This window comes from Catenulispora sp. EB89 (assembly GCF_041261445.1).
Lineage (GTDB): Bacteria > Actinomycetota > Actinomycetes > Streptomycetales > Catenulisporaceae > Catenulispora.
Map to the genome: position 1 here is coordinate 19,487 of NZ_JBGCCU010000042.1, position 25,191 is coordinate 44,677.

The window sequence follows — 25,191 nt, forward strand, 5'->3', positions numbered from 1 at the left end:
GCAGGACGCGTGCAACGGCCCACCGGCACCCCATAAGGTGCTGGCATGCCGCAAAGAGTCCTCACCGTCGAGGCCGCCGTCCCGGCCGCCGACCTGCGCGCGGGGTTCGACGCCATCCGTGCCGAACTGCAGCTGCCCGGGCCCTGGCCGGCCGACGCCCAGGCCGAGGCCGAGGCGGCGGCGAAGGCCCCGCGCATGCCCGAGGCGGACGCCACCGGCCTGCCGCTGGTCACCCTGGACCCGGCGGAGTCGATGGACCTGGACCAGGCCATGCACCTGGAGACGCGCGAGGGCGGCGGCTACCGGGTGCACTACGCGATCGCCGACGTCGCGGCGTTCGTCACCCCCGGCAGCGTGCTGGACCTGGAGACGCACCGGCGCGGCGAGACGTACTACATGCCGGACATGCGCGTGCCGCTGCACCCGGAGATCCTGTCCGAGGGCGCGGCCTCGCTGCTGCCCGGCCAGGAGCGCCCGGCGCTGCTGTGGCAGATCGATCTGGACTCCTCCGGCGACACCACGAACGTCGAGGTGCGGCGGGCCCGCGTGCGCAGCCGCGCCAAGCTGAACTACCAGGACACCCAGGCGGCGCTCGACGCCGGCACCGCCGACGAGGTCCTGCGCCTGCTCCGCGAGATCGGCACGCTGCGCCAGGACCGCGAGGCCGAGCGCGGCGGGATAAGCCTGAGCGTGCCGGCGCAGGTCGTGGTCGCCGACGGCGACAGCTGGTCGCTGGAGTACCGCACGCCGCTGCCGGTGGAGAACTGGAACGCGCAGATCTCGCTGCTGACCGGAATGGCCGCCGCCGAGCTGATGGTCTACGGCGAGATCGGCCTGCTGCGCACCATGCCCGACCCGCCGGAGTTCGCCTACCACCGGCTGCACCGCGTGGCCCGGGCGCTGAAGATCCGCTGGCCGGAGGGCGTCAGCTACAGCGACCTGATCCGCAAACTCGACCCGGCGGTCCCGGCGCACGCGGCGTTCCTGCAGGAGACCACGACGCTGATGCGCGGCGCCGGCTACACGGCCTTCGACGGCGGCGTGCCGGAGCAGGCCGGCCACTCGGCGCTGGCCACGACGTACGCGCACGTCACCGCCCCGCTGCGGCGGCTGGCGGACCGCTACGCCGGCGAGGTGTGCGTGGCCCTGTGCGGCGGCACGGAGGTCCCGGACTGGGCCCGCTCGGAGCTGCCGAAGCTGCCGGCGGTGATGGAGGGCGCGGACCGGCGCGGCTCGGCGGTGGACCGGGAGTGCGTGGACCTGGTGGAGACGATGCTGCTGAAGGACCGCGTCGGCGAGGAGTTCGACGCGGTGGTGATCGACCTGAACGAGCGCATCGACTGGGACCACAACGGCAAACCGGACGTCGGCATCGTGCAGCTGACGCAGCCCGCGGTACGCGCCCGCTGCGACGGCCACGACCTGCCGCTGGGGCAGGAGACGCGGGTGCGGCTGGCCGAGGCGGACGTGACGACGCGGCGGATACTGTTCGAGGCCACGGACCCGCGGTACACGGTGCGGGACCGGCCGGCGAAGAACGTCGCGGGGAACGGTGGCGGCGGGAACGGCGGCGGCGGGAACGGTGGCGGCGGGAACGGTGGCGGCGGGAACGGTGGCGGCGGGAACGGCGTCAAGAGTCTTGATAAGGGTTCTGAGAAGAACCCTGACAACGGCAAGAACACAGAGAAGAACTGAGACCGAGGAGCACCATGGCGGCCGAGCCGGAACGAGTCCTGCGGATGCGCGAGGCGTCCGATGCGGTCGAATCGATCGGCTGGCGCTACCTGCTGGGGACGCTGCGCACCGCGGTCGCCGTGACGTCGCTGGCGCAGGCGAGCGCGGTCGCGACGAAGGCGGTCGAGGCCTGCGCGTCGGACGCCGACCGCCACCTGTGGTTCGACGTCCGCGCCGACAAGGTCCTGCTGGTCCTGCAGTCCCTCGACGCCGCCGCGGTGACGGACGTCGACGCGGAGCTGGCAGGCCGCGTCTCGCTCGCGGTGCGCGAGGCGGGGCTGGAGACGTCGGCGGACGTCGCGAGCGCGGCGACGCGTGCGCTGCAACTGGTGGAGATCGGCGTGGACGCGATCGACATCCCGGCGGTGCGGCCGTTCTGGAAGGCGGTGTTCGCCTACGAGGACGAGGGAAGCAAAACCGGTCCCACGGACGCGCTCGTCGACCCGCAGCGGCAGGGGCCGGCGATCTGGTTCCAGCAGATGGACGCACCGCGTCCGCAGCGCAACCGGATCCACTTCGACATCTGCGTTCCGCACGACGAGGCGCAGCGCCGCATCGCGGCGGCGCTGGCTGCGGGTGGGCGGCTGACGTATGAGGACGAGGCGCCGGCGTTCTGGGTGCTCGCGGATCCGGAGGGTAATGAGGTGTGCATCACGACGTGGCAGGGGCGGCAGCCGGACTAGCCGTTCAGCTGCCTGCCTACCTATCCGCCTGTCAGGCTATGCCGAACTGCTGGCTCTCCCGCTCAGCCACACTCCGCTCGATACAGAACGCGTTCCCCTCGGGGTATGTGGCAGTTTACACACCCAGCAATCCCAGGTCAGAGCTGTGGAGTTGCCGAATCCGTGTTGCCCAGCTGACTCGTGGAACGAGAGAATCCCGCCATGGCTTCTCTCATTCGTCACGTCACCTTCGACTGCGCTGACCCGTACAAGCTGGCCTCCTTCTGGGCCGAGGTTTTCGGGACGACGCTCCATCCAGAGGACCAGCCTGGAGATGGCGAGGTCGGTCTCGTAGGTTCCGATTTGCTGTTCATCCAGGTTCCCGAGTCGAAGGCGGTCAAGAACCGGGTCCATGTGGACCTTCAGCCTCAGGACCGTACCCGAGACGAGGAAGTTGAGCGGCTTCTGACCCTCGGCGCCACCCTGTTTGCGGATCACCGCAACCCTGACGGCACGGGATGGGCCGTCCTGCTCGACCCGGAAGGCAACGAGTTCTGCGTGGAGCGGAGCCTCGCGGAGCGCGAGCAGAGCTAGACCTAGGGCCCGACGAAGGACGTACTGCGTGGGAGGGCTGGCGCGAGCCGTTCAACCGCAGCGGTGGTCTCCTCATGGAGTACACGCACCTTCTCGTGGAAGGTACTCGGCTCGCGGAGACTGTTGCCGCAACTTGAACTACTGCGGCGGGAACTGGGGATGACCGACGATGCGTTGGCGGCGGTCCTGCGGCGGCTCGACAGGGAACACTTGGTCAGGATCGCTGGAGACGGGACCATCGCCGGCCTGACCATGGCTGTGGTCGCCTTCCTCGAGCAGTCCGATGACGCTGTTGACGTGTTGAGTAGGTCCCAGACGGCAGAGCCGAGCGGAGCGAGGAGCTTGCTCGCCGTTCAACAGGTGCAGGCGGCGGTGTCGGCGCGATTGAACGCGAAACCCGAGGCGGCACAAGTCGGTGCAGCTCTGTACGGACTGCGTATCGCAGCGTTCCGTCGCCAGGCTTTCGGTTGGGTCGAAGATGATGGATCGCATCGGTCTGCGGCGGACAGTCCGTCAGGATGCGGTGATGATGGCGCTGTCGGAGGCTGACCTCAGCGACCTTCCATTTGAGGCTGAGTTCGCCGCATCGGTCGAGGCGATGCGGGCCGACATGCCGTCGGATCTGCGTGTGGGCACGGAGACGACCGCACGGATGGTTCTTGCCAGCGGTCAGGAACGGCGACAGTGGACGATGTCGAGCCCGTCATATTCACCACTGCCGAGTCTGCTCTTGCCCTCGACGTCGTGGAGTTCGCGGCGCGGACCGCACCTCGTTTAGTCGGTGATCCAGCAGCGTTGTCTCGTCTTCATCTCGCAGCACAAGCGCACGGCGAAGCTATGGCTACTGCTGTCGCGGCCGCAATCGGGGACGAATATGAATTGCTCGACAACTATGCGGCGACACACCCATGGCTGTACGAACCTGCCCGTTACGTTGAAAACGGCGAGCGCGTGGTATCAGTGAAGCTGCTTTATGTCGAATTGCCTCCGGACACGCACGCTGAAGCCTTCAAGGCGTATAACGCTGACTCGGTCCACGCTGCGGTTGTGGCGGTCTGTCGCGACCTGCTTGCTCTCCAGCCTTCGGCGGAGATCACCGCCGTCACCGCCGTCGGGCCGGACGGTCGGCCTGCCGGTTACGGAGACTTTCGTGCCGCGGATAAGCGCATTCCGCGGCGGAGCCTTCCCCCAGAGGGCGCGATTGCCTGGAACCGCCTTCGCAAGGCGTCCATGGCAGAGCTCTCCGGCCGGAGAGCCCTGCCACACGTTCTGCTACCTAAAGGACATCCACGCACTCTTCGCGGTAGTCATGAAAGCCGGTACTCGAATTGACGAAAAGCTTGGTGCAGTAGTTCCCGGTGAGGGTGTAGCCCAGATCCCCCGGATCGCAGTCCAAAACAAGACCCGCATTGAGCGCGGTTGTACGGCTGCTGCACAGCACCGCGCCGTTCGGATTGTAGACCTGAACATAGCCGGAATAGACTCCGAAGAACCCACCGTTTTCGTAGTAGGTGAAGGTCTTGGTGATCTGCGCCGATCCTTGGGCGGCAGTCACCAAATTCGAAGAGCCCTCGATGTCCATGCAGACGTTCGCAGAGCCGGGATTGTCGCAAGCCGTAGCACTGGCGCTGGCCGGGCCGGCAACCATGATCGCCATCCCCAGGCCAGCGGCGACAGCCGTCGCGGTGGCGGCTATCCGGCGATTGATGAACGGCATTTTAAACAAGGTACTCTCCTGTGAGTTGTTCCCGTTCCCTGAATCATTCGCTGGCGACCCTAACATAGGTCGAAGTAAGTCGGCGCCGAACAGTTGAACACTGACGGCATGACCAGAATTGACAGTTGAACACTCACTGAGCCATTCCCGGTAACGGTTCTTCACGGTGTGTGACGGGTGGGCAGGGGACGGTCGCGTTCGAGGTGGAGCAAGACGAGCGCGGCCTTGGCGATCGCGCCGATGCGCCAGGGGCACACGCTGACCCGTCGCAGAGCCTTGAAGGCTTTCTTCAGCAGCGAGTTCGCGCGTTCGGCGATGCTGTGGACGCCTCGGACGATGAGGTTGTACTGCTTGGCGGACTCGGAGAGTTCGACGCCTTTGACCTTCTTGATCGGCATGCGCAGAGCGGGTCCGGCCAGGCCTTCATAGCCCAAGTCGGCGAGGGCCGGCATGTCCGCGGCGGCGGCCTGTTCGATCGCCGCCATGAGGCCGGCTGCGACTTTGGCGCAGGTGGTGTCGTGTTCCCGGCCAGGGCGGACGTCGGATACCCAGATCGGCCAGCGGGCCGGACCCGACAGCACCTGGATGTTCCCGCCGTGGTGCCGGTGCTTTCCCGACCACCACAGGTCGGCGCCGTTCGGCTCGGGATGCGAGCAGCGGTCGGTGGCGATCACGGTGCCGTCCAGGGTGAGGTGTCCGTGACCTGCCGCTTTCACGGCAGCCATGGCCTCAGCCACGCCCGGGGCGCAAGCCGCCAGGGCATCGATGCCCTCATGCAGGGCGCGATAGGCGGTGGACTTCCCGATCCGGTTGTCGACAGTCCGCCTACCGCGACTCTTCCACGTCCGCCGTCACCCTGTCGCGCCGGTAGCCAGCCAGGAAGCGAACGTTCTCCAGCTCAGTCGTGTCAGGCTCGCTCCACACCTCGTATCCCCACCCGCGGGATTCGATCACAACTCGGCTCCAGCCGAACGTGAAGGAGACATCCGGACGGGACAGCCTGCGCGCGGGTTTGACGTCCATGACCACCGGGCCGGCCGCAGCGAGCAACAGGAAGTCGGGGATGTGCCTGCGCTGCATGCCGTCGACGGTCGCCGTCATGAGGAACGGCTGCGCCAGGATCCGCGACACTCCCAGGTCGAAGTCGGCGAACATCAGCCGCGCCAACTCCAACCGGGACTCGTAGATCACGTGGTTCCGTTCTGTGACTGACCAGTAGGTGCGTGATGTGGCGTATGACAGTCATGGGCGACACCGTTCCGGCACCCGCGGACACTCGGCAACTCGGTATTCGGCGTCCACCCCCGTACACGCGCGTCCACCCGGCCGTTGCGCGTCAACCTGCGAAGCCCCGTCCCCGTATACTGGATGCGCGGCGAGTCGGTGAGGCGATCGCGGCATCGGGCGACCGGTGTCGAGGAAAGTCCGGACTCCATAGGACAGGGTGGTTGGCAACACCAACCCGGGGCGACCCGCGGGACAGTGCCACAGAGAAGAGACCGCCCGCCGTCAGGCGGGTAAGGGTGAAACGGTGAGGTAAGAGCTCACCAGCGCCCGGGGTGACCCGGGCGGCTAGGTAAACCCCACCCGGAGCAAGGTCAAGAGGGCCCGGGCAACCGGGCCTGCGCAGGTGTTCAAGGGCGGTCCGCCCGAGCCTGCGGGTAGACCGCACGAGGCGCGCGGCGACGCGCGCCCTAGATGGATGGTCGCCACCGCGCGGCGGTGCTTCGGCACGGCGGCGCGGGACAGAATCCGGCTTATGACCGGCTCGCCGCATGAGCTGCATCGAGGGGTCGGTTCTGTCGGTTTCTTGCTGTGCCGCGCCGCGGCCTGTGGGTCGACGCCGCCGGCGCCGTCTGGCGGACGACGTCGTACACCAAGTACTGATAGTTCAGTGCCCGCTCCGGCCTTCGGGGCGATCGGCGAGATGCCGGCCGAGTCGTAGTTGTAGCAGCCCGAGGGTCTTCAGCACCCGCGCCGCACGTACCCGCGCCGCACTGGGATCAGCCCGGTGCGGCGCGAGCGGCAGATCAACGTGCCCGGAGAGGTGCTAGCAGGCGGTGTCCGAGTTGTAGGCCCAGAAGTTGAGGTCGTTCCAGGTCACCGGGCCGACGACGCCGTCGATGGCGACGCTGCTGTCGTAGTTGTAGTGGATGCACGTCTGGAAGGCGCGCACCTTCGCCTGGGTCAGCGCGCCGAAGGAGCCGTCGACGTTCAGGGTCGCGTAGCTGTTGGACAGGGCGCGGTTCAGCTCGCACTGGAGCTGGTAGACGGCCGTGCCGGAGCTCGGGTTGCTGAGCGTGGGCTGCGAGTTGGTGTAGGTGCAGCCGTAACCCTCCGCCGCGGAGGCGGATGGCGCGGCGGCCAGGGCCAGGCCCGCGGCGGACAGGGTCAGGGCGCTACCGGTGACGGCCAGTTTCGAGGCGATCTTCATGGTGGTGAACTCCGTTTCATCTGGCTGCGAGCCGCCCTTGTTGGCGGCCGCGGTGTTCACGGTGTTCATCACTGTCGGCTCCGCTGCTGGCAGAAAACTGGCAGTGGAGCCCGGCAGGGCCGCCGGGCATGGAGATGCTCAGGTGGCGCTCGGCTGGTGCACGATTCCCAGCGCGTACCAGCGGAACTCCGGATGGGCTGTCCAGGCGCGCAGGAACTCCGCGGTCCCGAAGGCGCGCGGCCACCGCTCGTCGATGACGGCGACCACGCCGGGGAGGCTGCGGACCAGGTCCAGCAGGCGCGTGGGGATGGTGACGTCGACCAGTCCGTCGACGACGTCCTGCACGATCGCCGTGAGCTTGGTGATCATCAGCCGGTCGACGAAATCCCGGCCCGCCGTCGCTACCACCACGTCGTGCGTCGGCGTGAAGCCGATCAGCGCGTCGAGGTCCGGGTCGTCGGCGTGCTCGGCGCGGAAGACCGCCGCGTCGCCCGGTAGATCGATGATGTGCACGCCAGCGTACGGTGAAGACTGCTCGCATGGACTTCTTCTGCTACCACCGCGACCGCGCCGATTCCCTCGCCCTGCGCATGCGACTCCTGGAGGACCACTGGTCCTACATGGACGGTTTCGCGCAGGAGATGATCGCGCGCGGCCCGACGGTCGAGGGTGACGAGGAAGTCCCGACCGGCAGCGTTCACATCCTGACGCTTCCCGACGCCGCGGCGGCGCGCGCTTTCGCCTTCCAGGAGCCCGGATACCAGGCCGGCGTCTATCGCGACGTGATGCTGCGGCGCTGGCGCAACGACCTCGGCCGCACCATGTGGCAGTTTGCCGGCGGTGCGCCGGAGGACGACGGCTATCTGGTGCTGGCGCTCGGCGAGCCGCGTTCGGTCGGTGATGTGCCGGGCGTGCCGGACGTCGCGGGTCTCATCGCCTACGGCCCGCTGCTGTCGGACGACGGCGACACCTGGCTCGGCACGGTGCCATGTTGCGTGCGGCCGGCGCCGAAGAAGCACGCGCCGCGCTCCCCGGCGCCGGATACGCCGAGGTCGGTGTCCATCAGTGGCGGTTCGGCGGACGCTCCTGACCCTCGCCGCCGGGTACCACCAGCCCGGACTCGTACGCCGCGACCACGGCCTGCGTTCGGTCGCGCAGCCCGAGCTTGGTCAGGATCCTGCTGACGTGCGTCTTCACGGTCTCGTCGGTGACGACCAGCTCGGCGGCGATCTCAGGGTTCGACAACCCGCGCGAGATGAGCAGGAGTACCTCGGTCTCGCGCGGGGTGAGGGCGGCGAGGCCCTGGCCGGGAAAGCCAGCCGATCCGGATGATCCGGATGATCCGGCCGACCCTCGCGATCCTGGGCCAGAGGCGGCAGCGCCGGAAGGTGACGCGGTTCCTCGGCCCGGGCCCTCCACCGCACTACCGGTATCGCCGCGAGCACCGCCGCCGCCAAGACCACTAGAACCGCCAGAACCACCAGAACCACCAGGCCGCAACCGAGCGAACTCGCTGATCAACCGCCGCGTCACCCCCGGGGCCAGCAAAGCCTCCCCGGCCGCCACCACCCGCACCGCCTCGAAGAGCCGCTCCGCCGTCGCGTCCTTCAACAGGAAGCCGCTCGCCCCGGCCGACAGTGCGTCGTAGACGTAGCTGTCGAGATCGAACGTCGTGAGGATCAGGATCCGCGGCCCCGGCACGCCGCGCCCTGCAGCCTCCGCGACCACCCGCCGCGTCGCCTCGATCCCGTCGGTCCCGGGCATCCGCACGTCCATCAGCACCACGTCCGGCGCCGCCTCCCGGCACAGCCGGACCGTCTCCTCGCCGTCGGCCGCGGTGCCCACGACCTCGAAGTCCGCCTGCGTCGCCAGCAGCGCCGCGAACCCGGTCCGCACCACCAGGTGGTCGTCGGCGATCACGATCCGGATCGGTGCCCCGCTCACGGCGTTTCCCGGTCAGAACCCGCGGGCAACTCCGCCTCGACCAGAAAGCCGCCGGTCGGCGAAGGCCCCGCCGCAAGCCGCCCTCCGACAGCCGCAGCCCGCTCCCGCATCCCCGCCACGCCGTGACCTCCGGTAGTCGTCCCCGGATCAGCGACCTGATCCGCCGGCCCCGCCTGACCCGCCCGCGCACGCGCTAGCCCCGCCGGCCCCGCCTGATCCGCCTGATCCGCCTGCGCACGCGCCGGCCGCGCCTGATCCGCCTGCGCACGCGCCGGCCCCGCTGCCGCCCCCGCCACCGGCTCCGGCCCGGGCCCGCTGTCCCGAATCCGCAACCGCAGCGTCTCCGCCGTGAACCGCAACTCCACATCCACCGGCGCCCCCGGCGCGTGCCGCCGCGCGTTCGTCAGCGCCTCCTGCGTGATCCGGTACGCCGCCAACTCCACCCCCGGGTCCAGCGCGGCCGGCGGCCCGGACACGATCAGCCGCGTCGTCGCCCCCGACGTCAGCCGGGCCGCGTCCACCAGCATCAGCAGCTGGTCCAGTCCCGGCTGCGGATGCCGTTCCGGCTCCTGCTCCGCCGGGCCCGCGTCCTCCCGCAGCACTCCCAGCAGCCGCCGCATCTCGGTCAGTCCGGCGCGCGCCGTGTCGCCGATCGCCAGCAGCCGCTCGGCTCCGGCCGGCGGCATTCCGGGGGTGGCCAGCCGCGCCGTCTCGGCCTGGACCGCGATCATCGAGATGTGGTGCGCCACCACGTCGTGCAGTTCCCGGGCGATCCGGGCCCGTTCGCCGCGCGCCGTGTGATCGACCAGCGAACGCGCCACGGCTTCCCGCGCCGCCTGGTGCACGCGCGCCTCGGACCGCGCGTGCGCCGCGTTTCCCGCGAACGCCGCCGCCGGGGCCAGCGCCGTCAGCAGGACCGCGACCACGCCCGCGTCAGAGTCCTGCGACATGCTCAGCGCGATCACCGGGAACGGCGCCGACAACCCCGCCGCCGCGATCCCGGCCCACCACCGGGAACGGGCCCGGCCGAACGTGCCCGCGGCCCATCCCACCCGGAACATCGCCACGACCACCGCCACCGCCGACCCCGCCGGCAGCACCCCGGTGACGGTCAACGCCAGCACCGACGCCGCGACCACGGCCGTCGCCGCCCCGAACGGGCCCAGGAACGCCAACGGCGCCGTCGCGCACAACGCCAGGAACAGCGACGTCAGCAGCACCCCCGACGTCTCGGTCCGGTGCTGGACGATCCCGCGCGCCAGGGCCTCGACGACCGCGGCCGCGGCGAGCACCGCCGCCGTCGTTGTCGTGGTCCTACCACCGCGTTCCTGAAGCACGCCGCCTATTCTGATCGACTCCCCACCCGGCGCACCTCCCCCGCGCCGGGGACCAACGTCCCCCACGCGGGGGACGCCCGAGACCACTCCCACGCGGGACGATTCCCTGACCACCGCTTTCCTAGCCTTCAGGACATGACAGCGATGACAACCAGGACCGCCGCCCCACCGCCCGCCATAGCGGTGCAGGCCCTCCGCAAGCGCTTCGGCGCCACCGCGGCCCTCGACGGGATGTCCTTCGACGTCGCCGCCGGGAAGGTCACCGGCTTCGTCGGGCCCAACGGTGCCGGCAAGACCACGACCATGCGGGTCGTCCTCGGCCTGGACACGCCCGACGAGGGCCGGGCGCTGATCAACGGCGTCCCCTACGCGAAGCTGCGCAGGCCGCTGGGCCACATCGGCGCGCTGCTCGACGCCGCCGCGCTCCAGCCCGGCCGCAGCGCCCGCAACCACCTGCTGTGGCTGGCGCACTCCCAGGGCCTGGGCGCCAAGCGCGTCGAGGAGGTCGTCGCGCAGTCGGGGCTGGGCGCGGCGATCAACCGCAAGGCCGGCGGCTATTCCCTGGGCATGCGCCAACGCCTGGGCATCGCCGCCGCGATGCTCGGCGACCCGCCGGTGGTGATGCTCGACGAGCCCTTCAACGGCCTGGACCCCGAGGGCATCCTGTGGATCCGCGGCTACTTGAAGGCGCTGGCCGGCGAAGGCCGTGCCGTGCTCGTGTCCAGCCACCTGATGAGCGAGCTGGAGGGCTGCGCGGACCACCTGGTCGTGGTCGGGCGCGGGAGGGTCATCGCCGACACCGGCGTCGCCGAGCTGATCGCGCGGTCCTCCGGCGGCCGCGTGGTGCTGCGGGCCGCCGCGCGCGCCGAGGCGACGACGGCGCTGGCGAACGCCGGCGGGACCGTCGCGGTCACCGGGCCGGACACGCTGACCGTGGACGGCCTGAGCGCCGAGGAGGTCGTCAGGGTCCTGAACGCCGGAGGCGTGCCGTTCGCCGAGGTCTCCGCACACCGTGCCTCGCTGGAAGAGGCGTACATGGACCTGACGCGCGACTCGGTCGAGTTCCGTGCCGCGACCGCGCCGGAGGTGGCGTGATGCCCGGCCGCGACAGCTTCCTGCATCTCGTCCGCGCCGAGTGGACCAAGCTGCGCACGGTGCGCGGCTGGGTCGTCGGGCTGGCGCTGGCCGCGATCCTGACCGTCGGGCTTGGCATGCTCGGCCCGCTGGGCAGCCAGATCGCCTGCGACCACGTCAACGGCGCCGCGACCGGCACCTGCCACATCAGCGGCCCGCCGCACGACGCCACCGGCCAGGAGGTCGACGACGAGTCCACGTTCGTGCACCGCACCCTGATCGGGGACGGCAGTATCACAGCCCGGCTGACCGCGTTCGGCGGGAAGTACTTCCCCGACGGCGGCGGTCCCGCGGACCCCACCGCCGATCCGACCGCCGGGATGGCCGACGGACTTCAGCCGTGGTCGAAGGCCGGGATCCTGGTCAAGGACGGAACCGACTTCGGTTCCCCGTACGCCGCGGTGCTGGCCACCGGAACCCACGGCGTGCGGATGCAGTACGACTACACCCACGACACCGCAGCACCGGCCGCCTCCGCCTCCGCTTCCCCTTCCGCCTCCGTCACCGCCGCCACGCCGCGCTGGCTGCGCCTGACCCGCGCCGGCGACACCCTCACCGGCTACGACTCCGCCGACGGCACCACCTGGACCGAGATCGGCACCGCGCACCTGGCGGACCTGCCGCGCAACGTCGAGGTCGGCGTGTTCGCCACGTCGCCGGACTTCGCGGTCGTCAAGAACTCCTTCGGCGGCACCGCGACCAACGCCGGCCCGAGCCTGGCCACCGGCACCTTCGACCAGATCGCGGTGACCGGACAGAGCTCCGGGGCCTGGACCGTCCCGGCGATCGGCAGCGCCGCCGCGGCCGACGGCGGCCCCGGCGCCGCACAGGGCCCCGAGGCCGTGGCCGGCGCGGTGCCGAACGCAGGCGGCGGCTTCACTGTCACCGGGACCGGCGACATTGCCCCGTCGATACCGGACGAGGGCCAGGGCAAGACCCCCGAGAGCTCCCTGGCGGGCACCTTCGGCGGGCTGATCGCGGTGATCGTGGTCGCCGCGCTGACCATGACCTCGGAGTACCGGCGGGGTCTGATCCGCACCTCGCTGGCGGCCAGCCCGCGCCGCGGCCGGCTGCTGGCGGCCAAGGCCGTGGTGCTCGGCGGGGTGTCCTTCGTGGTCGGCCTGGTCGCCGCGGCGATCGCGGTCCCCGGGGTGCGCGCGGTGGAGCACAGCAAGCGCATGTACGTGTACTACGCCTCGACGCAGTCCGAGATCCGCATGGTGATCGGCACCGCGGCGCTGCTGGCCGTCTCGGCGGTGTTCGCGCTGGCCGTCGCCACCATCGTGCGGCGCGGGGCGGCGGCCGTCGCGGCCGTGATCGTGGTGATCATCCTGCCGTATCTGCTGGCCGTCGCCTCGGTCCTGCCGGCCGGCGCCGCCGAGTGGCTGGCCCGCGTCACTCCGGCCGCGGCCTTCGCGGTGCAGCAGACGGTGACCGCTTGGCCGCAGGTCAGGGCGTCGTACACGCCGACGAACGGGTTCTTCCCGCTCTCGCCGTGGCTCGGCCTGGCAGTGCTCTGCCTCTACGCGGCCGCCGCCTACGCCGTCGCACACCGGCAGCTGCGCCGGAGGGACGTGTGAACGGCGGCGACGTGGTCAGCCGAGGCGACGTGGTGAGCCGTGGGAACGGGGCAAGCGCCGGCACCGTGGCGAGCCCGTTCAGCGACGCCCTGCACGCCGAATGGACCAAACTGCGCACCGTCGCCGGCACCGCCTGGCTGCTCGCCGCCGCCGTGCTGCTGACCGTCGGGCTCAGCGTGACCTCGGCGGCCACCGTGACCTGCGACGGGATCCGCTGCGGCGAGGATCCGGCGAAGGTCGGCCTGCTCGGCGTCATGGCCGGGCAGGCGGTGGTCGCGGTGCTGGCGGTGCTCACCGTGGGGGAGGAGTACGGGACCGGCATGATCCGCGTGACCTTCGCCGCGATGCCCCGCCGCGAGGTGGTGCTGGCGGCCAAGGCCACGGTCGTCGCGGCCGTGACCGCGGCGGCCGGCGTGCTGGCGGTGCTCGCTTCGGCGCTCCTCGCCCTGGCGCTGCTCCCGGGTCACGGCTTCACCCCGGCCAACGGCTACGCCGACCTGGCCACCGCCACGACCCTGCGCGCCGCCGCCGGCTCCGTGCTCTACCTGGTGCTCATAGCGCTGCTTGGCATCGGCGTCACGACCCTGCTCCGGGACTCGGCCGCCGCCGTCGGGACGGTGCTGGGACTGCTGTACCTGTTCCCGGTGCTCGCTCAGGTGATCTCGAATCCAGACTGGCACCGCCACGCCTTGCAGCTCGCGCCGATGCAGGCCGGGCTGGACGTGCAGGCCACGATCGACCTGGCCGGCCAGCCGCTGTCACCGTGGCAGGGCCTCGGGGTGTTGGCGCTGTGGGCGTTCGGTGCGCTCGGGCTCGGCGGGCTGATGCTGCGGCTGCGAGACGCCTAGGCACGTCTGCGGCCTACTCGTCCCGCAACGTGTCCCGCAACGTCTCCCGAGCCGCCATCAGCGCCTCCCCGAGCAGGTTCAGGCCCCGCCACCTCGCGGGGTCCTGAGCCCGCTCGTCGGTCGCCGCGAGCCCGATGCCCCAGATCCGGTCCACCGGACTGGCCTCCACCAGCACCCGCTCCCGCGTCCCCAGCAGGAACGCCAGCAGGTCCGGGTTCTGCCGGAACTTCTCCACGTTCGCCGCCGTCACGATCGCCAGCCGGGCGGCGACCCACGCGTCCTCGTCGAACCCGGTGATCACCCGTCCCAGGTTCTTCGCTTCCTGCGGATGCCCGGCGGCCACGATCTTCGCCGCGGCCTGCTCGTCCCCGAACAGCTGAGCCTTGCCCCACATCATGCAGTGCTCGGCCGTGGCGAAGCGCACGCCGTCCACCTCAAACGGCGCCGGGTACCACTGGCTCAGGCACTCCGAGCCCACCACCCCGGCCTTCTTCGGTGTGTGTCCCCAGAAGAACAGATACTTGGTCGCCATGGCTTGATCCTCCCGCACGCCGCCGAGACAAGTCACCGGGTTTGGAGTTCACTGGAGATCATGACAACAGACTCCGAATACGCCCCCAGCCCCCGTGACTACGTCCGCGAGGCCGTCGACCTGTACGAGTCCACGGACGGCGCCGAGGGCAACACCATGCAGGGCCGGCCGATCATCATCCTGACCACCACCGGGGCCAAGACCGGCAAGGTCCGCAAGACGCCGCTGATGCGCGTCGAGCACGACGGCTCCTACGCGGTGGTCGCCTCGATGGGCGGCGCTCCGAAGCACCCGGTCTGGTACCACAACATCGTCGCGCACCCCGAGGTCGAGCTGCAGGACGGCGCCACGCGCAAGCAGTACCTGGCGCACGAGGCCAGCGGCGAGGAGAAGGCCCAGTGGTGGGCCCGGGCGACCCAGACCTGGCCGGACTACGACACCTACCAGACCAAGACCGACCGGCAGATCCCGCTGTTCGTGCTCACGCCGCGCTGAGCCCCGGCGCGCGCCACGTCGTTCGTCGGCGCCGGCGGTGGCGCAGGTCGCGGCCGCCGGCACCGGTAAGCTGGGGCGGGTGGACAAGGCGCACGGCGACCCGGTGATGACGGACGCGATAACCCAGACCGGGCAGGTCGAGCAGACCCATCAGACCCATCAGACCCATCAGACCTACCAGACCCACCAGGCCGAGCAAGCCCCGCACGTCCCCGAGCGCCACGCCCGGCACGGCTTGATACGCACCTTCCACCCCCGCCGCGGCCGCGCCAGCACCACCCAGGCCGACGCGCTGACCAGGCTCTGGCCGGTCTACGGCTACACCATCCCGGACCCGCACCACGACTACCACACCCCCGAGGCGGCCCCGGACGCCGCCTTCGACCGCGCCGCGCTGTTCGGCCGCGGCGCCCCGCTGGTGCTGGAGATCGGCTGCGGCATGGGGGAGGCGACCGCCGAGATGGCCGCCGCCGACCCGGACCGGGACTACCTCGGCGCCGACGTGCACACCCCGGGCCTGGGCAACCTGATCGCGCTGGCCGAGGCGCGCGGCCTGACGAACGTCCGGGTGGCCCGCGGCGACGTGCTGTTCCTGCTGCGGGACTCGATCGCCCCCGGCTCGCTGGCCGCCGTGCACGTCTTCTTCCCCGACCCCTGGCCCAAGGCCAAGCACCACAAGCGCCGCATCATCCAGCCCGACACCGTCGCCCTGATCCGGGACCGGCTGGAAGTCGGCGGGGTCCTGCACTGCGCGACGGACTGGGCCGAGTACGCCGAGCAGATGCTCGAGGTGCTTCAGTCCGACCCCGGCCTTCGCAACCGCTACGACGGCTACGCGCCGCGCGCGGCCGTCGGCCGTCCGCTGACCGGCTACGAGCGCCGCGGCCTGCGCGACGGCCGTCCCATCGCCGACCTGGTGTTCGAGAAGATCGGGCACTGAGGCCGAAACTGAGGAAAGGGTGCGGCGGGCAGGCGCTGAGCAGTCGTCCACACCACCGCCGGAGGGGATCAGGACCCGGATTCCCCTTCCGGTCCGTGTTCCCCTCGCTACATTGAGTGTGTGCAGCAGATCGCTTCCCGGACCCCGGTAGACGCCGAGATAGCCCGCCTCGCGAGCCTCATGCTGGCCCGCACCGACGAGTTGACGGACCTGGTGCTCAACCGGGTCGCCGAGGAGTTCCCGCTCTACATCGGCATGATCGAGCCCGCCGCGCTCCACGTGACGATCAAGGACCACATCCACTTCGCCTTCGAGCCGCTCACCCGCTACATGCCCCCGGACTCCCGCCCCGCGGCCGCCTCCGGCCGCGACCGCGCGATGGAGGGCATCCCGCTGACCGTCATCATGGACGGCTACCGCATCTTCTTCACCGTGCTGTGGAACGAGTTGGCGACCACCGCGGACTCTGTCGGGCTGTCCACGAAGGCGGCTCTGCGCGCGGCCTCGGAGGTGATGGAAACCCTCGACGCCTTCACCCGCGAAAGCTCCGCGGCGTACAAGGAGGAACTGCGCTACCAGGCCCGCCGCGAGGAGCAGCAGCGCGCGGCGCTGGTGCAGGCGCTGCTGGAGGGGCGGCTGGACGACACCAACGTCTGGGAGGCCGCCGAACTGCTGCGGCTGCCGACGGTCGGCCCCTACGTCGTCATCGCCGCTCGCGTCGCCAACGCCGGCGAATACGGCCTGCCGCACATCGAGCGCGAACTCGGCGGCATGGGCATCGACTCCGCGTGGCGGCTGATGCACGACGTCGAAGTCGGCGTCGCGCACCTGCCCAGGGCCGCCGACCAGTTCGACAAGATGGTCACCGCCCTGGCCGCCGAGGGCACCGGCCGGGTCGGCGTCAGCCCGCCCTACGACCACCTGCTGTCCACGTCCCAGGCCATGCGCCTGGCCCGCATCGCCATGCGCGGAGCCCAGGAACGGCGCACCGTCGTGGTCTTCGGCCGCGACCCGCTCTCCGCCGCCGCCGCGAGCGCGCCGGACATCATGCCGCAGGTCGCCGACGCGGTCCTGGGCGGCCTCGACGGCCTCGCGGACGAGGACCGCACGCTGCTGCTGCACACCTTCGGGGCTTGGCTGGACTCCGACGGCTCGGCGGCCGAAGCGGCGAAGCGGCTGTTCGTGCACCCGAACACGGTGCGCTACCGCCTGCGGCGGCTGGAGGAGCGGACCGGCCGGCTGTTGGCGAACCCTCGGGCGGTGGCGGAGTTGAGCCTGGCGTACGAGATCGACTGTGCGCTGGTCGCGGGGATGGGGTCGGGGGGATAGGAGGTCTTCGACCTTCAGACACAGACCTTCGGACACAGACCTTCAGACACAGACACAGACACAGACCTTCGGACACAGACCTTCAGACTCAGGGTGAGGCGGCGGGCGGCCGGTGTGGGCACTACCGGACCGCCCGCTCCCGTCACCCCTCCAGGAACGCCAACAGTTCGCGATTGAACTCGGCGGCGCGGGTGACGATCAATCCGTGCGGCGCACCTTGCATCCGCACCAGCCGGGAGTCGGAGACCGCCTCGGCGATGAGTGCGCCGGTGGCCTCCACCGGCAGGACGGCGTCCGCCTCGCCGTGCACGACCAGCGTCGGTACGGTGATGGCGCGCAGGTCGTTGCGGAAGTCGGTGGTCGCCGCCTGGCCCAGGGTCTGGATCGCGCCGCGGTGCGAGGCCGCGGCGGCGAGCATGACCACCCGGGTGTGCAGCGGCTGCGGCATCACCGGGCGGGCCGCGGAGGTGCGGCTGACCTCGAAGAACCTGGTCGCGAAGCGGTGCAGGAAGCTGACCCGGTCATCGGTCAGGCAGCGCTGGTACTCGCGCAGCTTGGCGTCCTCCAGGAACCCCTCGGGGTGCGCGTCGGTGCGGCGCAGATAGGGCCCCGCGGCCGAGACCAGCGCCAGCCGTGCCACGCGCTGGTTCCCGAAGCGGCTCAGGTACCGCACCGCGGTGCAGGCCCCGGAGGAGAACCCGACCAGCGTGGCCTCCCGCAGGTCCAGGTGCTCCAGCAGCATGTGCAGATCGGCGGCCAGGGTGTCCGGGTCGTAGCCGCCGCGCGGCTTGGCCGAGGCCCCGAAGCCGCGGACGTCGTAGGCCACCACCCGGTGCCCGGCCGCCAGCAGCTCGGGGATCTGGAACTCCCACTGCCCGACCGACAGCGGCCAGCCGTGGATCAGCACGACCGGCCGGCCGGAGCCCCGGTCCTCGTAGTGGATGTCGACGGGAAGGTGGTTCTCCTTGTCGACCGTCACCCGCGCCATGTTTCCGCACCTTTGTTTCCAGTTCCCAGGGCCGGGAGCGTCCCGTCCCACTACTGAAAATGGTCGCGGAAAGTGGCGCACAGGTCACTGTTCTGATGCACATGGCTGGAGGCCCGCGGTTGTGGCCGGGGATAAGGAGGGCCGGTGCCCCGCCGCACGCGCACGGGGTGCGCATGTCAGCGCCGGGCCGTAACCTGCCGACTATGGGTTCTGCCGAAGCGCACGTGGAAGCCGGGGGTCGCAGTGTCCGGATCTCCTCACCGGACAAGCTGCTTTTCCCCGATGCCGGCGTCACCAAACTCGACCTCGCCACGTACTACGCGACCGTCGCCGACGGTCTGTTCCGCGGCCTGGCCAGGCGCCCGGTCGCGCTGAACCGCTTCCCGGACGGCCTGGGCGGCAAGTCGTTCTTCACCAAGTCCGCGCCGAAGGGGTTCCCGGACTGGGCCTCGACCGCCCGGGTCACCTTCCCCAGCGGCCGCACCGGCGACGAGGTGTGCGTCACCGAGCCGGCCACCGTGCTGTGGACGGTGCAGATGGGCACGCTGGAGCTGCACGCCTGGCCGGTCCGCGACGACGACACCGACCACCCCGACGAGCTGCGCATCGACCTGGACCCGCAGCCCGGCACCGACTTCGCCGAGGCGGTGGAGGTCGCGCGCCAGGCGCAGGCGCTGTTCGAGGAGCTCGGCATCCGGCCGTTCGTGAAGACCTCCGGCGGCCGCGGCCTGCACCTGCTGGTCCGCATCGAACCGCGCTGGACGTTCGTCGAGGCGCGCCGCGCGGTGATCGCCCTGGCCCGCGAGCTGGAGCGGCGCCGCCCGGAGCTGGTGACCACGTCGTGGTGGAAGGAGGAGCGCGGCGAGCGCATCTTCATCGACTTCAACCAGATGGCCCGCGACCGGATGACCGTCGCCCCCTACTCCACGCGGGCCCGGCCGGACGCCCCGGTGTCGATGCCGGTGCGCTGGGCCGACCTCGGCGACGTGGCGCCCGGGGACTTCACGGTGCAGACCGTCCCGGACCTGCTGGCCAAGAACGGCGACGCCAACGCCGAGATCGACGACGTCGCGCACAGCCTGGACGCGCTGCTGGAGATGGCCGACCGCGACGAGAAGGACCGGGGCCTGGGCGACCTGCCGTACCCGCCGGACTTCCCGAAGATGCCCGGGGAGCCCAAGCGCGTGCAGCCCTCCAAGGCCCGCAACGACCAGGAAGAAGGGAGCTGACATGGCCGGCAAGTCCGACGACGCCGCCCAGCCCGCCCTCGACCTGCCCGTGCTGCCCCCGGTCGAACCGATGCTGTCCAAGTCCGCGGCCAAGGTCCCCACTGGCGACTACCTCTACGAGCCGAAATGGGACGGCTACCGCTGCATCGTCTTCCGCGACGGCGACCACGTCGTCCTCGGCAGCCGCGGCGGCAAGGAGCTGAGCCGGTACTTCCCGGAGCTGGTCGAGTCGCTGAAAGCGGCGCTGCCGGCCAAGTGCGTCGTGGACGGCGAGATCGTGGTCGTCGTGGACCACCGGCTGGACTTCGACCGGCTCAGCGACCGCATCCACCCCGCGGCCTCCCGCGTGAAGCTGCTCGCCGAGCGCACCCCGGCCTCCTTCATCGGCTTCGACCTGCTGGCGCTGGGTGACCGCGACCTGACCGGCCAGCCGTTCACCGCCCGCCGCTCCGCGCTCCTGGAATCGGTGTCAGAGCACGAACACGTGCACGTCACCCGCGCCACCGACGACCCCAAGCTGGCCACGACCTGGTTCCAGCGCTTCGAGGGCGCGGGCCTGGACGGCGTGGTCGCCAAGCCGGCGCAGGGTCCTTACACGCCCGGTGAGCGCAGCATGGTGAAGATCAAGCACGAGCGCACCGCGGACGTGGTCGTCGCCGGCTACCGGCTGCACAAGACCGGCCCGATCGTCGGATCCCTGATGCTCGGGCTGTACGGCGAGGACGGCGTGCTCAACTACGTCGGCGGATCCAGCGCCTTCACCATGGCGCGCCGCAAGGAGCTGATCGATGAGCTCGCGCCGTACGTGGCGGCCGAGGGCGAGCCGCATCCGTGGCTCGACGCCGCGGGCGAAGGCGACGGCGACGCCGCGGGCGCCGACGGCGACGACGCGCACCGCCGCCCCGGCACCCTGAACCGCTGGAACGCGGGCAAGGACGTGTCGTTCATCGCGCTGCGTCCCGAACTGGTCTGCGAGGTGCACTACGACCAGCTGCAGGGCGACCGGTTCCGGCACAACGGGCGTTTCGTGCGCTGGCGGCCGGACCGCGACCCGAAGTCGTGCTCGTACGACCAGCTGGACGTGCCGACCGCCTACGACCTCGCGGACGTCTTCGGCTAGCGCACAGAACAACCTGGAACTCGACGCAGTTCGCAGAACTCTGCGAGCATGGGCCAGTGCGCGATGGCCCCCTCCTGCTAGCAGCAAGCGACCTGCATGTCGGTCACGAGAAGAACCGTCGTCTGGTGGCGGAGCTGCGGCCCCGCACACCGGGGGACTGGCTGCTCGTCGCCGGCGACGTCGGCGAGTTCTTCGCGGACATCGAGTGGGCGCTGCGGCTCCTGTCCGAACGCTTCGAGCAGGTGATCTGGGCCCCGGGCAACCACGAGCTGTGGACGCCGAAGCAGGACCCGGTCCAGGCCCGCGGCCAGCGGCGCTACGACTACCTCGTCGAGATGTGCCGCGGCCTGGGAGTGGCGACCCCGGAGGACCCGTACCTGCGCTGGGAAGGGGAGAACGGGCCCCTGACCATCGCCCCGCTGTTCGTGCTCTACGACTACAGCTGGCGTCCGCCGGGAGCGGCGACCCGCGAGGACGCGCTGAAGGAGGCGTACGAAACCGGCGTGGTGTGCACGGACGAGTTCCTGCTCGACCCGCACCCCCACACCGACCGCGCCGCCTGGTGCCGCGAACGCGTGACCCTGACCGAGAAGCGGCTCGCGGAGTGCGACCCGGACGCGCCCCTGGTGCTGGTGAACCACTTCCCGCTGGTGCGCACCCCGACCGACGTGCTCCGGTACCCGGTGTTCGCGCAGTGGTGCGGCACCGACCTGACAGCGGACTGGCACATCCGCTTCCCGACGGCGGCCGTCGTCTACGGCCACCTGCACATCCCGCGCGAGACGGTCTACGACGGCGTGCCGTTCTTGGAGGCCTCGTTGGGGTATCCGCGGGAGTGGGGCAAGCGGGGCGGGGATCCGGTGATTTTGAAGGAAGTCTTCCGGTCTGTGGCGAAGTAGCCGACGTGGACTCGGCCCCCGAACCATACTTGTGTCACACAAGAAGGCCTTTACGGGGAGGGTGTCGCGTGCGGATCGACCTGTCGGTACAGGGTGGCGAGCCGGGCGGGGAACTGGCGGAGCTGGCGGACTGGCTCGCTCAGGAAGACGAGCTCCGCGGCCTGGTCAAGCCGGCGCCGGCGGTCCCCGCCGCCCGGGAGCTGGGGGTGTCCTCCGACGTGCTGGTGGCCGCCGTCGGCAGCGGCGGCGCGGTCAGCGTGCTGGCCGCGTCCCTGAAGGCGTTCCTTTCCCAGCCGCGCCGGTCCGACGTCACGATCGTGCTGACCGCTCCGGACGGACGCCGGGTGGAGGTCGACGCCAAGCGGGTCCGCGACGTCGAGGCGCTGGTGCGCCAGGTCTGCGGCGAGGTGGAATGAACGACGTGCGCCGCGTGGACCCGGCTCGCTCCCGGATCGTCCTGGTCGGCGTCGAGTCGTACACCGACGCGCTCATCCCCGACGAGCCGGCGATCGCCAACAACGTCGCCGATCTCACCGAGGTGCTGACCGATCCGGCTCTGGGCGCCTTCGACCCCGGGCACCTGCTGGTCGCACCGGACGGCGCCGGGGTCGAGGGCGGTGGCGAAGGCGGTGGCCGTGATCGACCGGCCCCGGGCCGCCAGGCTGGTCGACGAAGCCGCGATGATCGCCCGCAAGCTCAAGGACGAGCTGACGCAGGTCGAGCTCCTGGTCATGATCGCCGAAGCGGCGTCCGCCGGTGATCCCGGCCGGGCCTCGGAGCTGGTCGGGGAGGCCGAGGCGATCGCCCGCGCCATCCTCGACGAGTCGTCGAAGGGGTGGGCGTTGGCCGCGATCGCCGAAGCGGTGGCCAGGAACGAACCGAACCGGAGCGTGGGCATCGCCCGCGGCGTGACCGACGCGCCGGCGAAGATCTCCGCCCTGGTCAAGGTAGCGGCGGTGATCGGCGCCCACCACCCGGGCCGGGCTTCGAAACTGCTCGGCGAGGCCGCGGCGATCGCCCAGGAGTCGATCGAGGAATCGGCGCACGTGCAGGCGCTGACCACGGTCGCGACGGCAATGGCCGCGAGCGACGCCGAACGGGCCTCGACGCTGCTCGGGACCGCCGAGACCATCGCGCGCGCCATCGCCGACCCGTCGGCGAAAGCGTCCGCGCTGGCCGAGGTCGCGCAGGCGGCGGCCGCGAGCGATCTGGACCGGGCCGAGGCGATCGCCTACTCCATCACCGACCCGCGGCCGCACGCGTGGGGCACGGCATCACCGACAGCTCGGCGAAGGCGTGGGCGTTGACCGAGATCACCATGGTGCGGCTGCGGTTGAGTTCCTGAGCGGGCTGGGTGCCGGATCGCGGATGTCGGATGCCGGCCGGAAACCGCTCGGCTGTCCCGGCCGGAGCCGATTGCAGGCGGCTTGGATCAGGCCGCCGAGGGCTGTCCTGCTGTCCCGGCCAGCGGGTGCCGAACCCCGGCGCCGCGCCTCACCCCGCCAAGAACCCGTCGACCACGCCCACCAACCCCGGCGAAGCCAACACGTTGTAGTGCGTCGCGTTCGGCAGCACCGCCAGTCGGTGCCCCGCCGGCCGCCCCGCGCCGTCCCACCCCGCGTCGTGCAGGCCGCCGCCGAGCAGGGCCCAGAAGTCGGCGATGTGCTGCATCGAGTACATGTCGGCGTCGGCGAACACCAGCTGCGTCGGCACCTGGATCGCGCGGATCTCCTCGGAGTAGTCGAAGGGCTGCTTCAGCCAGTCGCCCATCTTGCCGACCAGCTGCCCGAAGTCCTGCGGGCGCGGCGCGGTGCGCTGGTAGAGGTCCCATATCGGGGTCTGCTTCATGAACTCCGCCGACTGCGGCGACATCTGGCGCTGCTGGGCGCGGACCTCCTCGAAGAAGCCGTCCTGGCGGAACGGGAACGACACCACGACCAGCCTGTGCACCACGTCCGGGTGCTGGATCGCGCAGCGGAGTGCGGTGCCGGCGCCGAAGGAGTAGCCCAGCACGTCCGCCCGGCCCAGACCCAGGTGCTTGATCAGGGCGGCCACGTCGTCGCCGAGCGTCTCCACGCGGATCGGGCGGTCCACGTCCGCGGTGCGCGCGTGGCCCTGCAGGTCGGCGGTGATGACGCGGCGGGTCGCCGACAGCGCCGGGAGGATCGTGGCGAAGTCGTCGGAGCTCTGCAGGCCGCCGTGCAGCAGCACCAGCGCCGGGTTGTCCTCGGTGACCGGGGCGTCCCCGTGCTCCTGGTAGTACATCGAGATGCCGTTGACGTCGGCGTAGCTCATGATCGTGCCCTCTCCTGGTCCGGTGCGGTCCGGTGTCGGTGCGGTCCGGGCCGGTGTCTGTCCGGCGTCTGTCCGGTGTCTTCGCCAGATAGGACGACGCCCGCCCGGCGAACTCATCGCTGCCGCGCGGATTGTTCTGACGCTACCTTGATCGCCATGGAACTGCGCCAGCTCGAGTACTTCGTCGCCGTCGCCGAGGAGCTGCACTTCGGCCGGGCCGCCGACCGGCTGCACATCGGCCAGCCGGCCGTCAGCCAGCAGCTGCGGCGCCTGGAGCGCGAGCTCGGCGCGGAGCTGTTCGACCGCTCCCCGCGCCACGTCCGGCTCACGCCGGCCGGCGAAGCGCTCCTGCCGCAGGCCCGCGACGTGCTGGCGGCCGTGGCCCGGGCCCGCGCCGCGGTAGCCGAGGCGTCCGGCTCCCGCCCCGCGCCGCTGCGTATCGGCACCAGCTCCGGCCTGGGGGAGCGGCTGGAGCTGGTGCTGGACGAGCTGCTGCGGCTGGCCCCGGACCTGCCGGTCGAGCTGGTGATGGCCGGCCCGACGCCCGAGCGCCTGGACCGGGTCGCCGACGGCAGCCTGGACGCCGCCTTCGTCCGCGGCGCGGTGCCCGACGAGGGCCGCGGCCTGCGGGTGGTGCCGTTGTGGCGGGACGAGGTGGTCGCCGCGGTGCCGGCCCGGCACCCGATCGCGGACGCCCCGCACGCGACGTTCGCCGACCTCGCCCCGCTCGGTCTGCGCCTGACCGAGCGCCGCAACAACCCGGCGCTGGTCGACCTCATCGTCGGCGCCTTTCACGCGGCCGGCTGCGAACCGACGTCGTCGAAGCCTTACACGCGCCTTGGCGACACCCTGGCCGCGATCGGTGCCGACGGCACCAGCTACACCGTCATGTACGCCGCGCGCGCCGACCAGATCCGCAACCGCCGCGTCGCCTTCCTGCCGTTCGAGCCGCCGGGGCTCGGGCTGATGACGCACCTGGTGGTCAGCCGGTCGCGGCCCACGCCGCATTTCAGTCTCCTGATGCAGGCCTGCGACACCGCGGCCGACGATCAGGAATCGTGATCGCAACCAGTCCCGGTCGCGTCTGGTTCGTGGTCCCGGACTGCGGTGAACTTGATCTCGCAAGCGAAGGATCGAGAAAGACCGAGAAGGACCTCGAAGGAGACCACCATGCCGAACATCACCATCCAGCAGATGCCCAAGACCGTCGAGCAGAAGCGCGAACTGGCCGCCCGCATCACCGACGTGCTGGTCGACGTCTACAAGGCCCCGGCCGAGACCGTCCACGTCTGGTTCCAGGAGGTCACCACCGAGGACTACGCCGCCGGCGGCCAGCTGGTCGCCGACAAGCTCGCGAAGAAGTAGCCCTGCTGCTAGAAC

27 protein-coding genes, 1 other RNA gene and 2 pseudogenes are annotated in these 25,191 nt (G+C 70.9%); 20 read left to right on the forward strand and 10 right to left on the reverse strand.

The features are described 5' to 3' along the window. Positions 1-45 precede the first annotated feature (45 nt). The 5 genes from ABH920_RS47205 (at position 46) to ABH920_RS47225 (ending at position 4,322) form a co-directional block, all read left to right on the forward strand. A complete protein-coding gene (locus tag ABH920_RS47205) occupies positions 46-1,695 on the forward strand; it encodes an RNB domain-containing ribonuclease (protein WP_370355911.1) in 1,650 nt (549 codons plus the stop codon). Between the two features lie 14 nt (positions 1,696-1,709). Then, positions 1,710-2,417, forward strand: coding sequence for a VOC family protein (locus ABH920_RS47210; RefSeq protein ID WP_370355912.1), 708 nt, complete (start codon positions 1,710-1,712; stop codon positions 2,415-2,417). A 201-nt stretch (positions 2,418-2,618) separates the two neighbouring features. Beyond that, positions 2,619-2,990: a VOC family protein gene (locus ABH920_RS47215; protein WP_370355913.1), complete on the forward strand. Its 372-nt coding sequence runs from the start codon at positions 2,619-2,621 to the stop codon at positions 2,988-2,990. Between the two features lie 159 nt (positions 2,991-3,149). Further along, positions 3,150-3,539, forward strand: a complete 390-nt coding sequence (locus tag ABH920_RS47220; RefSeq protein WP_370355914.1) for a hypothetical protein — start codon at positions 3,150-3,152, stop codon at positions 3,537-3,539. Between the two features lie 135 nt (positions 3,540-3,674). Further along, complete coding sequence (locus ABH920_RS47225) at positions 3,675-4,322, forward strand: hypothetical protein (RefSeq protein WP_370355915.1); 648 nt, start codon at positions 3,675-3,677, stop codon at positions 4,320-4,322. Here ABH920_RS47225 and ABH920_RS47230 read toward each other — a convergent pair. From ABH920_RS47230 to ABH920_RS47240, 3 genes and pseudogenes are all read right to left on the reverse strand, one after another. Next, a complete protein-coding gene (locus tag ABH920_RS47230) occupies positions 4,267-4,707 on the reverse strand; it encodes a hypothetical protein (RefSeq protein WP_370355916.1) in 441 nt (146 codons plus the stop codon). The two genes, ABH920_RS47225 and ABH920_RS47230, sit on opposite strands and share 56 nt — an antisense overlap. Before the next feature lie 161 nt (positions 4,708-4,868). Next, positions 4,869-5,522 (reverse strand): annotated as a pseudogene (locus tag ABH920_RS47235) (transposase family protein); the annotation flags it as partial. Positions 5,523-5,532: 10 nt separating this feature from the next. Continuing rightward, positions 5,533-5,949, reverse strand: a complete 417-nt coding sequence (locus ABH920_RS47240) for a TnsA-like heteromeric transposase endonuclease subunit (RefSeq protein WP_370355997.1) — start codon at positions 5,947-5,949, stop codon at positions 5,533-5,535. A 134-nt stretch (positions 5,950-6,083) separates the two neighbouring features. On the opposite strand from ABH920_RS47240, the gene rnpB reads away from it, so the two are divergent. Further along, positions 6,084-6,482: RNase P RNA component class A (rnpB, locus tag ABH920_RS47245), an RNA gene on the forward strand. A 275-nt stretch (positions 6,483-6,757) separates the two neighbouring features. Here the strand turns inward: rnpB and ABH920_RS47250 are convergent. Together ABH920_RS47250 and ABH920_RS47255 are read right to left on the reverse strand one after the other, a co-directional pair. After that, complete coding sequence (locus ABH920_RS47250; protein ID WP_370355917.1) at positions 6,758-7,210, reverse strand: peptidoglycan-binding protein; 453 nt, start codon at positions 7,208-7,210, stop codon at positions 6,758-6,760. A 69-nt stretch (positions 7,211-7,279) separates the two neighbouring features. Next, positions 7,280-7,654, reverse strand: coding sequence for a DUF6368 family protein (locus ABH920_RS47255; RefSeq protein WP_370355918.1), 375 nt, complete (start codon positions 7,652-7,654; stop codon positions 7,280-7,282). 26 nt (positions 7,655-7,680) lie between these two features. Here ABH920_RS47255 and ABH920_RS47260 point away from each other — a divergent pair. Continuing rightward, positions 7,681-8,231, forward strand: a pseudogene (locus ABH920_RS47260) (YciI family protein). Here ABH920_RS47260 and ABH920_RS47265 read toward each other — a convergent pair. Continuing rightward, positions 8,204-9,085: a response regulator gene (locus ABH920_RS47265; protein WP_370355919.1), complete on the reverse strand. Its 882-nt coding sequence runs from the start codon at positions 9,083-9,085 to the stop codon at positions 8,204-8,206. The pseudogene ABH920_RS47260 and the gene ABH920_RS47265 overlap by 28 nt on opposite strands. Continuing rightward, positions 9,082-10,422 (reverse strand): sensor histidine kinase, encoded by a 1,341-nt coding sequence (locus ABH920_RS47270; protein WP_370355920.1) that lies wholly within the window; start codon positions 10,420-10,422, stop codon positions 9,082-9,084. Before ABH920_RS47270 ends, ABH920_RS47265 begins: the two co-directional genes overlap by 4 nt. Positions 10,423-10,566: 144 nt before the next feature. On the opposite strand from ABH920_RS47270, the gene ABH920_RS47275 reads away from it, so the two are divergent. Genes ABH920_RS47275 through ABH920_RS47285 form a run of 3 tightly spaced genes read left to right on the forward strand, consistent with a single transcriptional unit; the run spans position 10,567 to position 13,984 of the window. Next, entirely contained in the window at positions 10,567-11,517 is a 951-nt protein-coding gene (locus tag ABH920_RS47275) for an ABC transporter ATP-binding protein (RefSeq protein ID WP_370355999.1), read from the forward strand. Then, on the forward strand, positions 11,517-13,136 hold the full coding sequence (locus ABH920_RS47280; RefSeq protein ID WP_370355921.1) for an ABC transporter permease subunit: 1,620 nt from the start codon (positions 11,517-11,519) through the stop codon (positions 13,134-13,136). The genes ABH920_RS47275 and ABH920_RS47280 overlap by 1 nt, the downstream gene beginning before the upstream one ends. Next, the gene (locus ABH920_RS47285; protein ID WP_370355922.1) at positions 13,133-13,984 is read left to right on the forward strand and encodes an ABC transporter permease; all 852 of its coding nucleotides are present in this window, start codon (positions 13,133-13,135) and stop codon (positions 13,982-13,984) included. The genes ABH920_RS47280 and ABH920_RS47285 overlap by 4 nt, the downstream gene beginning before the upstream one ends. A gap of 13 nt (positions 13,985-13,997) precedes the next feature. Here ABH920_RS47285 and ABH920_RS47290 read toward each other — a convergent pair whose 3' ends face one another. Next, a complete protein-coding gene (locus ABH920_RS47290; protein WP_370355923.1) occupies positions 13,998-14,516 on the reverse strand; it encodes an NADAR family protein in 519 nt (172 codons plus the stop codon). A gap of 60 nt (positions 14,517-14,576) precedes the next feature. On the opposite strand from ABH920_RS47290, the gene ABH920_RS47295 reads away from it, so the two are divergent. From ABH920_RS47295 to ABH920_RS47305, 3 genes are all read left to right on the forward strand, one after another. Beyond that, complete coding sequence (locus ABH920_RS47295; RefSeq protein ID WP_370355924.1) at positions 14,577-15,011, forward strand: nitroreductase family deazaflavin-dependent oxidoreductase; 435 nt, start codon at positions 14,577-14,579, stop codon at positions 15,009-15,011. 37 nt (positions 15,012-15,048) lie between these two features. Continuing rightward, positions 15,049-15,951, forward strand: a complete 903-nt coding sequence (gene trmB, locus ABH920_RS47300; RefSeq protein WP_370355926.1) for a tRNA (guanosine(46)-N7)-methyltransferase TrmB — start codon at positions 15,049-15,051, stop codon at positions 15,949-15,951. 120 nt (positions 15,952-16,071) lie between these two features. Beyond that, on the forward strand, positions 16,072-17,280 hold the full coding sequence (locus ABH920_RS47305) for a helix-turn-helix domain-containing protein (RefSeq protein ID WP_370355927.1): 1,209 nt from the start codon (positions 16,072-16,074) through the stop codon (positions 17,278-17,280). 142 nt (positions 17,281-17,422) lie between these two features. Here ABH920_RS47305 and ABH920_RS47310 read toward each other — a convergent pair whose 3' ends face one another. Next, positions 17,423-18,268, reverse strand: coding sequence for an alpha/beta fold hydrolase (locus tag ABH920_RS47310; RefSeq protein ID WP_370355928.1), 846 nt, complete (start codon positions 18,266-18,268; stop codon positions 17,423-17,425). A 203-nt stretch (positions 18,269-18,471) separates the two neighbouring features. On the opposite strand from ABH920_RS47310, the gene ligD reads away from it, so the two are divergent. The 5 genes from ligD (at position 18,472) to ABH920_RS47335 (ending at position 22,823) form a co-directional block, all read left to right on the forward strand. Then, the gene (gene ligD / locus ABH920_RS47315) at positions 18,472-19,497 is read left to right on the forward strand and encodes a non-homologous end-joining DNA ligase (RefSeq protein WP_370355929.1); all 1,026 of its coding nucleotides are present in this window, start codon (positions 18,472-18,474) and stop codon (positions 19,495-19,497) included. 1 nt (position 19,498) lies between these two features. After that, positions 19,499-20,617: an ATP-dependent DNA ligase gene (locus ABH920_RS47320; RefSeq protein ID WP_370355930.1), complete on the forward strand. Its 1,119-nt coding sequence runs from the start codon at positions 19,499-19,501 to the stop codon at positions 20,615-20,617. Between the two features lie 56 nt (positions 20,618-20,673). Continuing rightward, a complete protein-coding gene (locus ABH920_RS47325) occupies positions 20,674-21,516 on the forward strand; it encodes a metallophosphoesterase (protein WP_370355931.1) in 843 nt (280 codons plus the stop codon). Positions 21,517-21,584: 68 nt separating this feature from the next. Further along, positions 21,585-21,932: a hypothetical protein gene (locus ABH920_RS47330; RefSeq protein ID WP_370355932.1), complete on the forward strand. Its 348-nt coding sequence runs from the start codon at positions 21,585-21,587 to the stop codon at positions 21,930-21,932. Between the two features lie 219 nt (positions 21,933-22,151). Continuing rightward, positions 22,152-22,823: a hypothetical protein gene (locus ABH920_RS47335; RefSeq protein WP_370355933.1), complete on the forward strand. Its 672-nt coding sequence runs from the start codon at positions 22,152-22,154 to the stop codon at positions 22,821-22,823. Between the two features lie 187 nt (positions 22,824-23,010). Here ABH920_RS47335 and ABH920_RS47340 read toward each other — a convergent pair whose 3' ends face one another. Further along, complete coding sequence (locus tag ABH920_RS47340) at positions 23,011-23,811, reverse strand: alpha/beta fold hydrolase (protein WP_370355934.1); 801 nt, start codon at positions 23,809-23,811, stop codon at positions 23,011-23,013. A gap of 156 nt (positions 23,812-23,967) precedes the next feature. Between ABH920_RS47340 and ABH920_RS47345 the strand changes: the two genes are divergently transcribed. Both ABH920_RS47345 and ABH920_RS47350 read left to right on the forward strand, forming a co-directional pair. Beyond that, positions 23,968-24,873 (forward strand): LysR family transcriptional regulator, encoded by a 906-nt coding sequence (locus ABH920_RS47345; RefSeq protein ID WP_370355935.1) that lies wholly within the window; start codon positions 23,968-23,970, stop codon positions 24,871-24,873. A 108-nt stretch (positions 24,874-24,981) separates the two neighbouring features. Beyond that, the gene (locus ABH920_RS47350) at positions 24,982-25,176 is read left to right on the forward strand and encodes a 4-oxalocrotonate tautomerase family protein (RefSeq protein ID WP_370355936.1); all 195 of its coding nucleotides are present in this window, start codon (positions 24,982-24,984) and stop codon (positions 25,174-25,176) included. Positions 25,177-25,191: the final 15 nt, after the last annotated feature.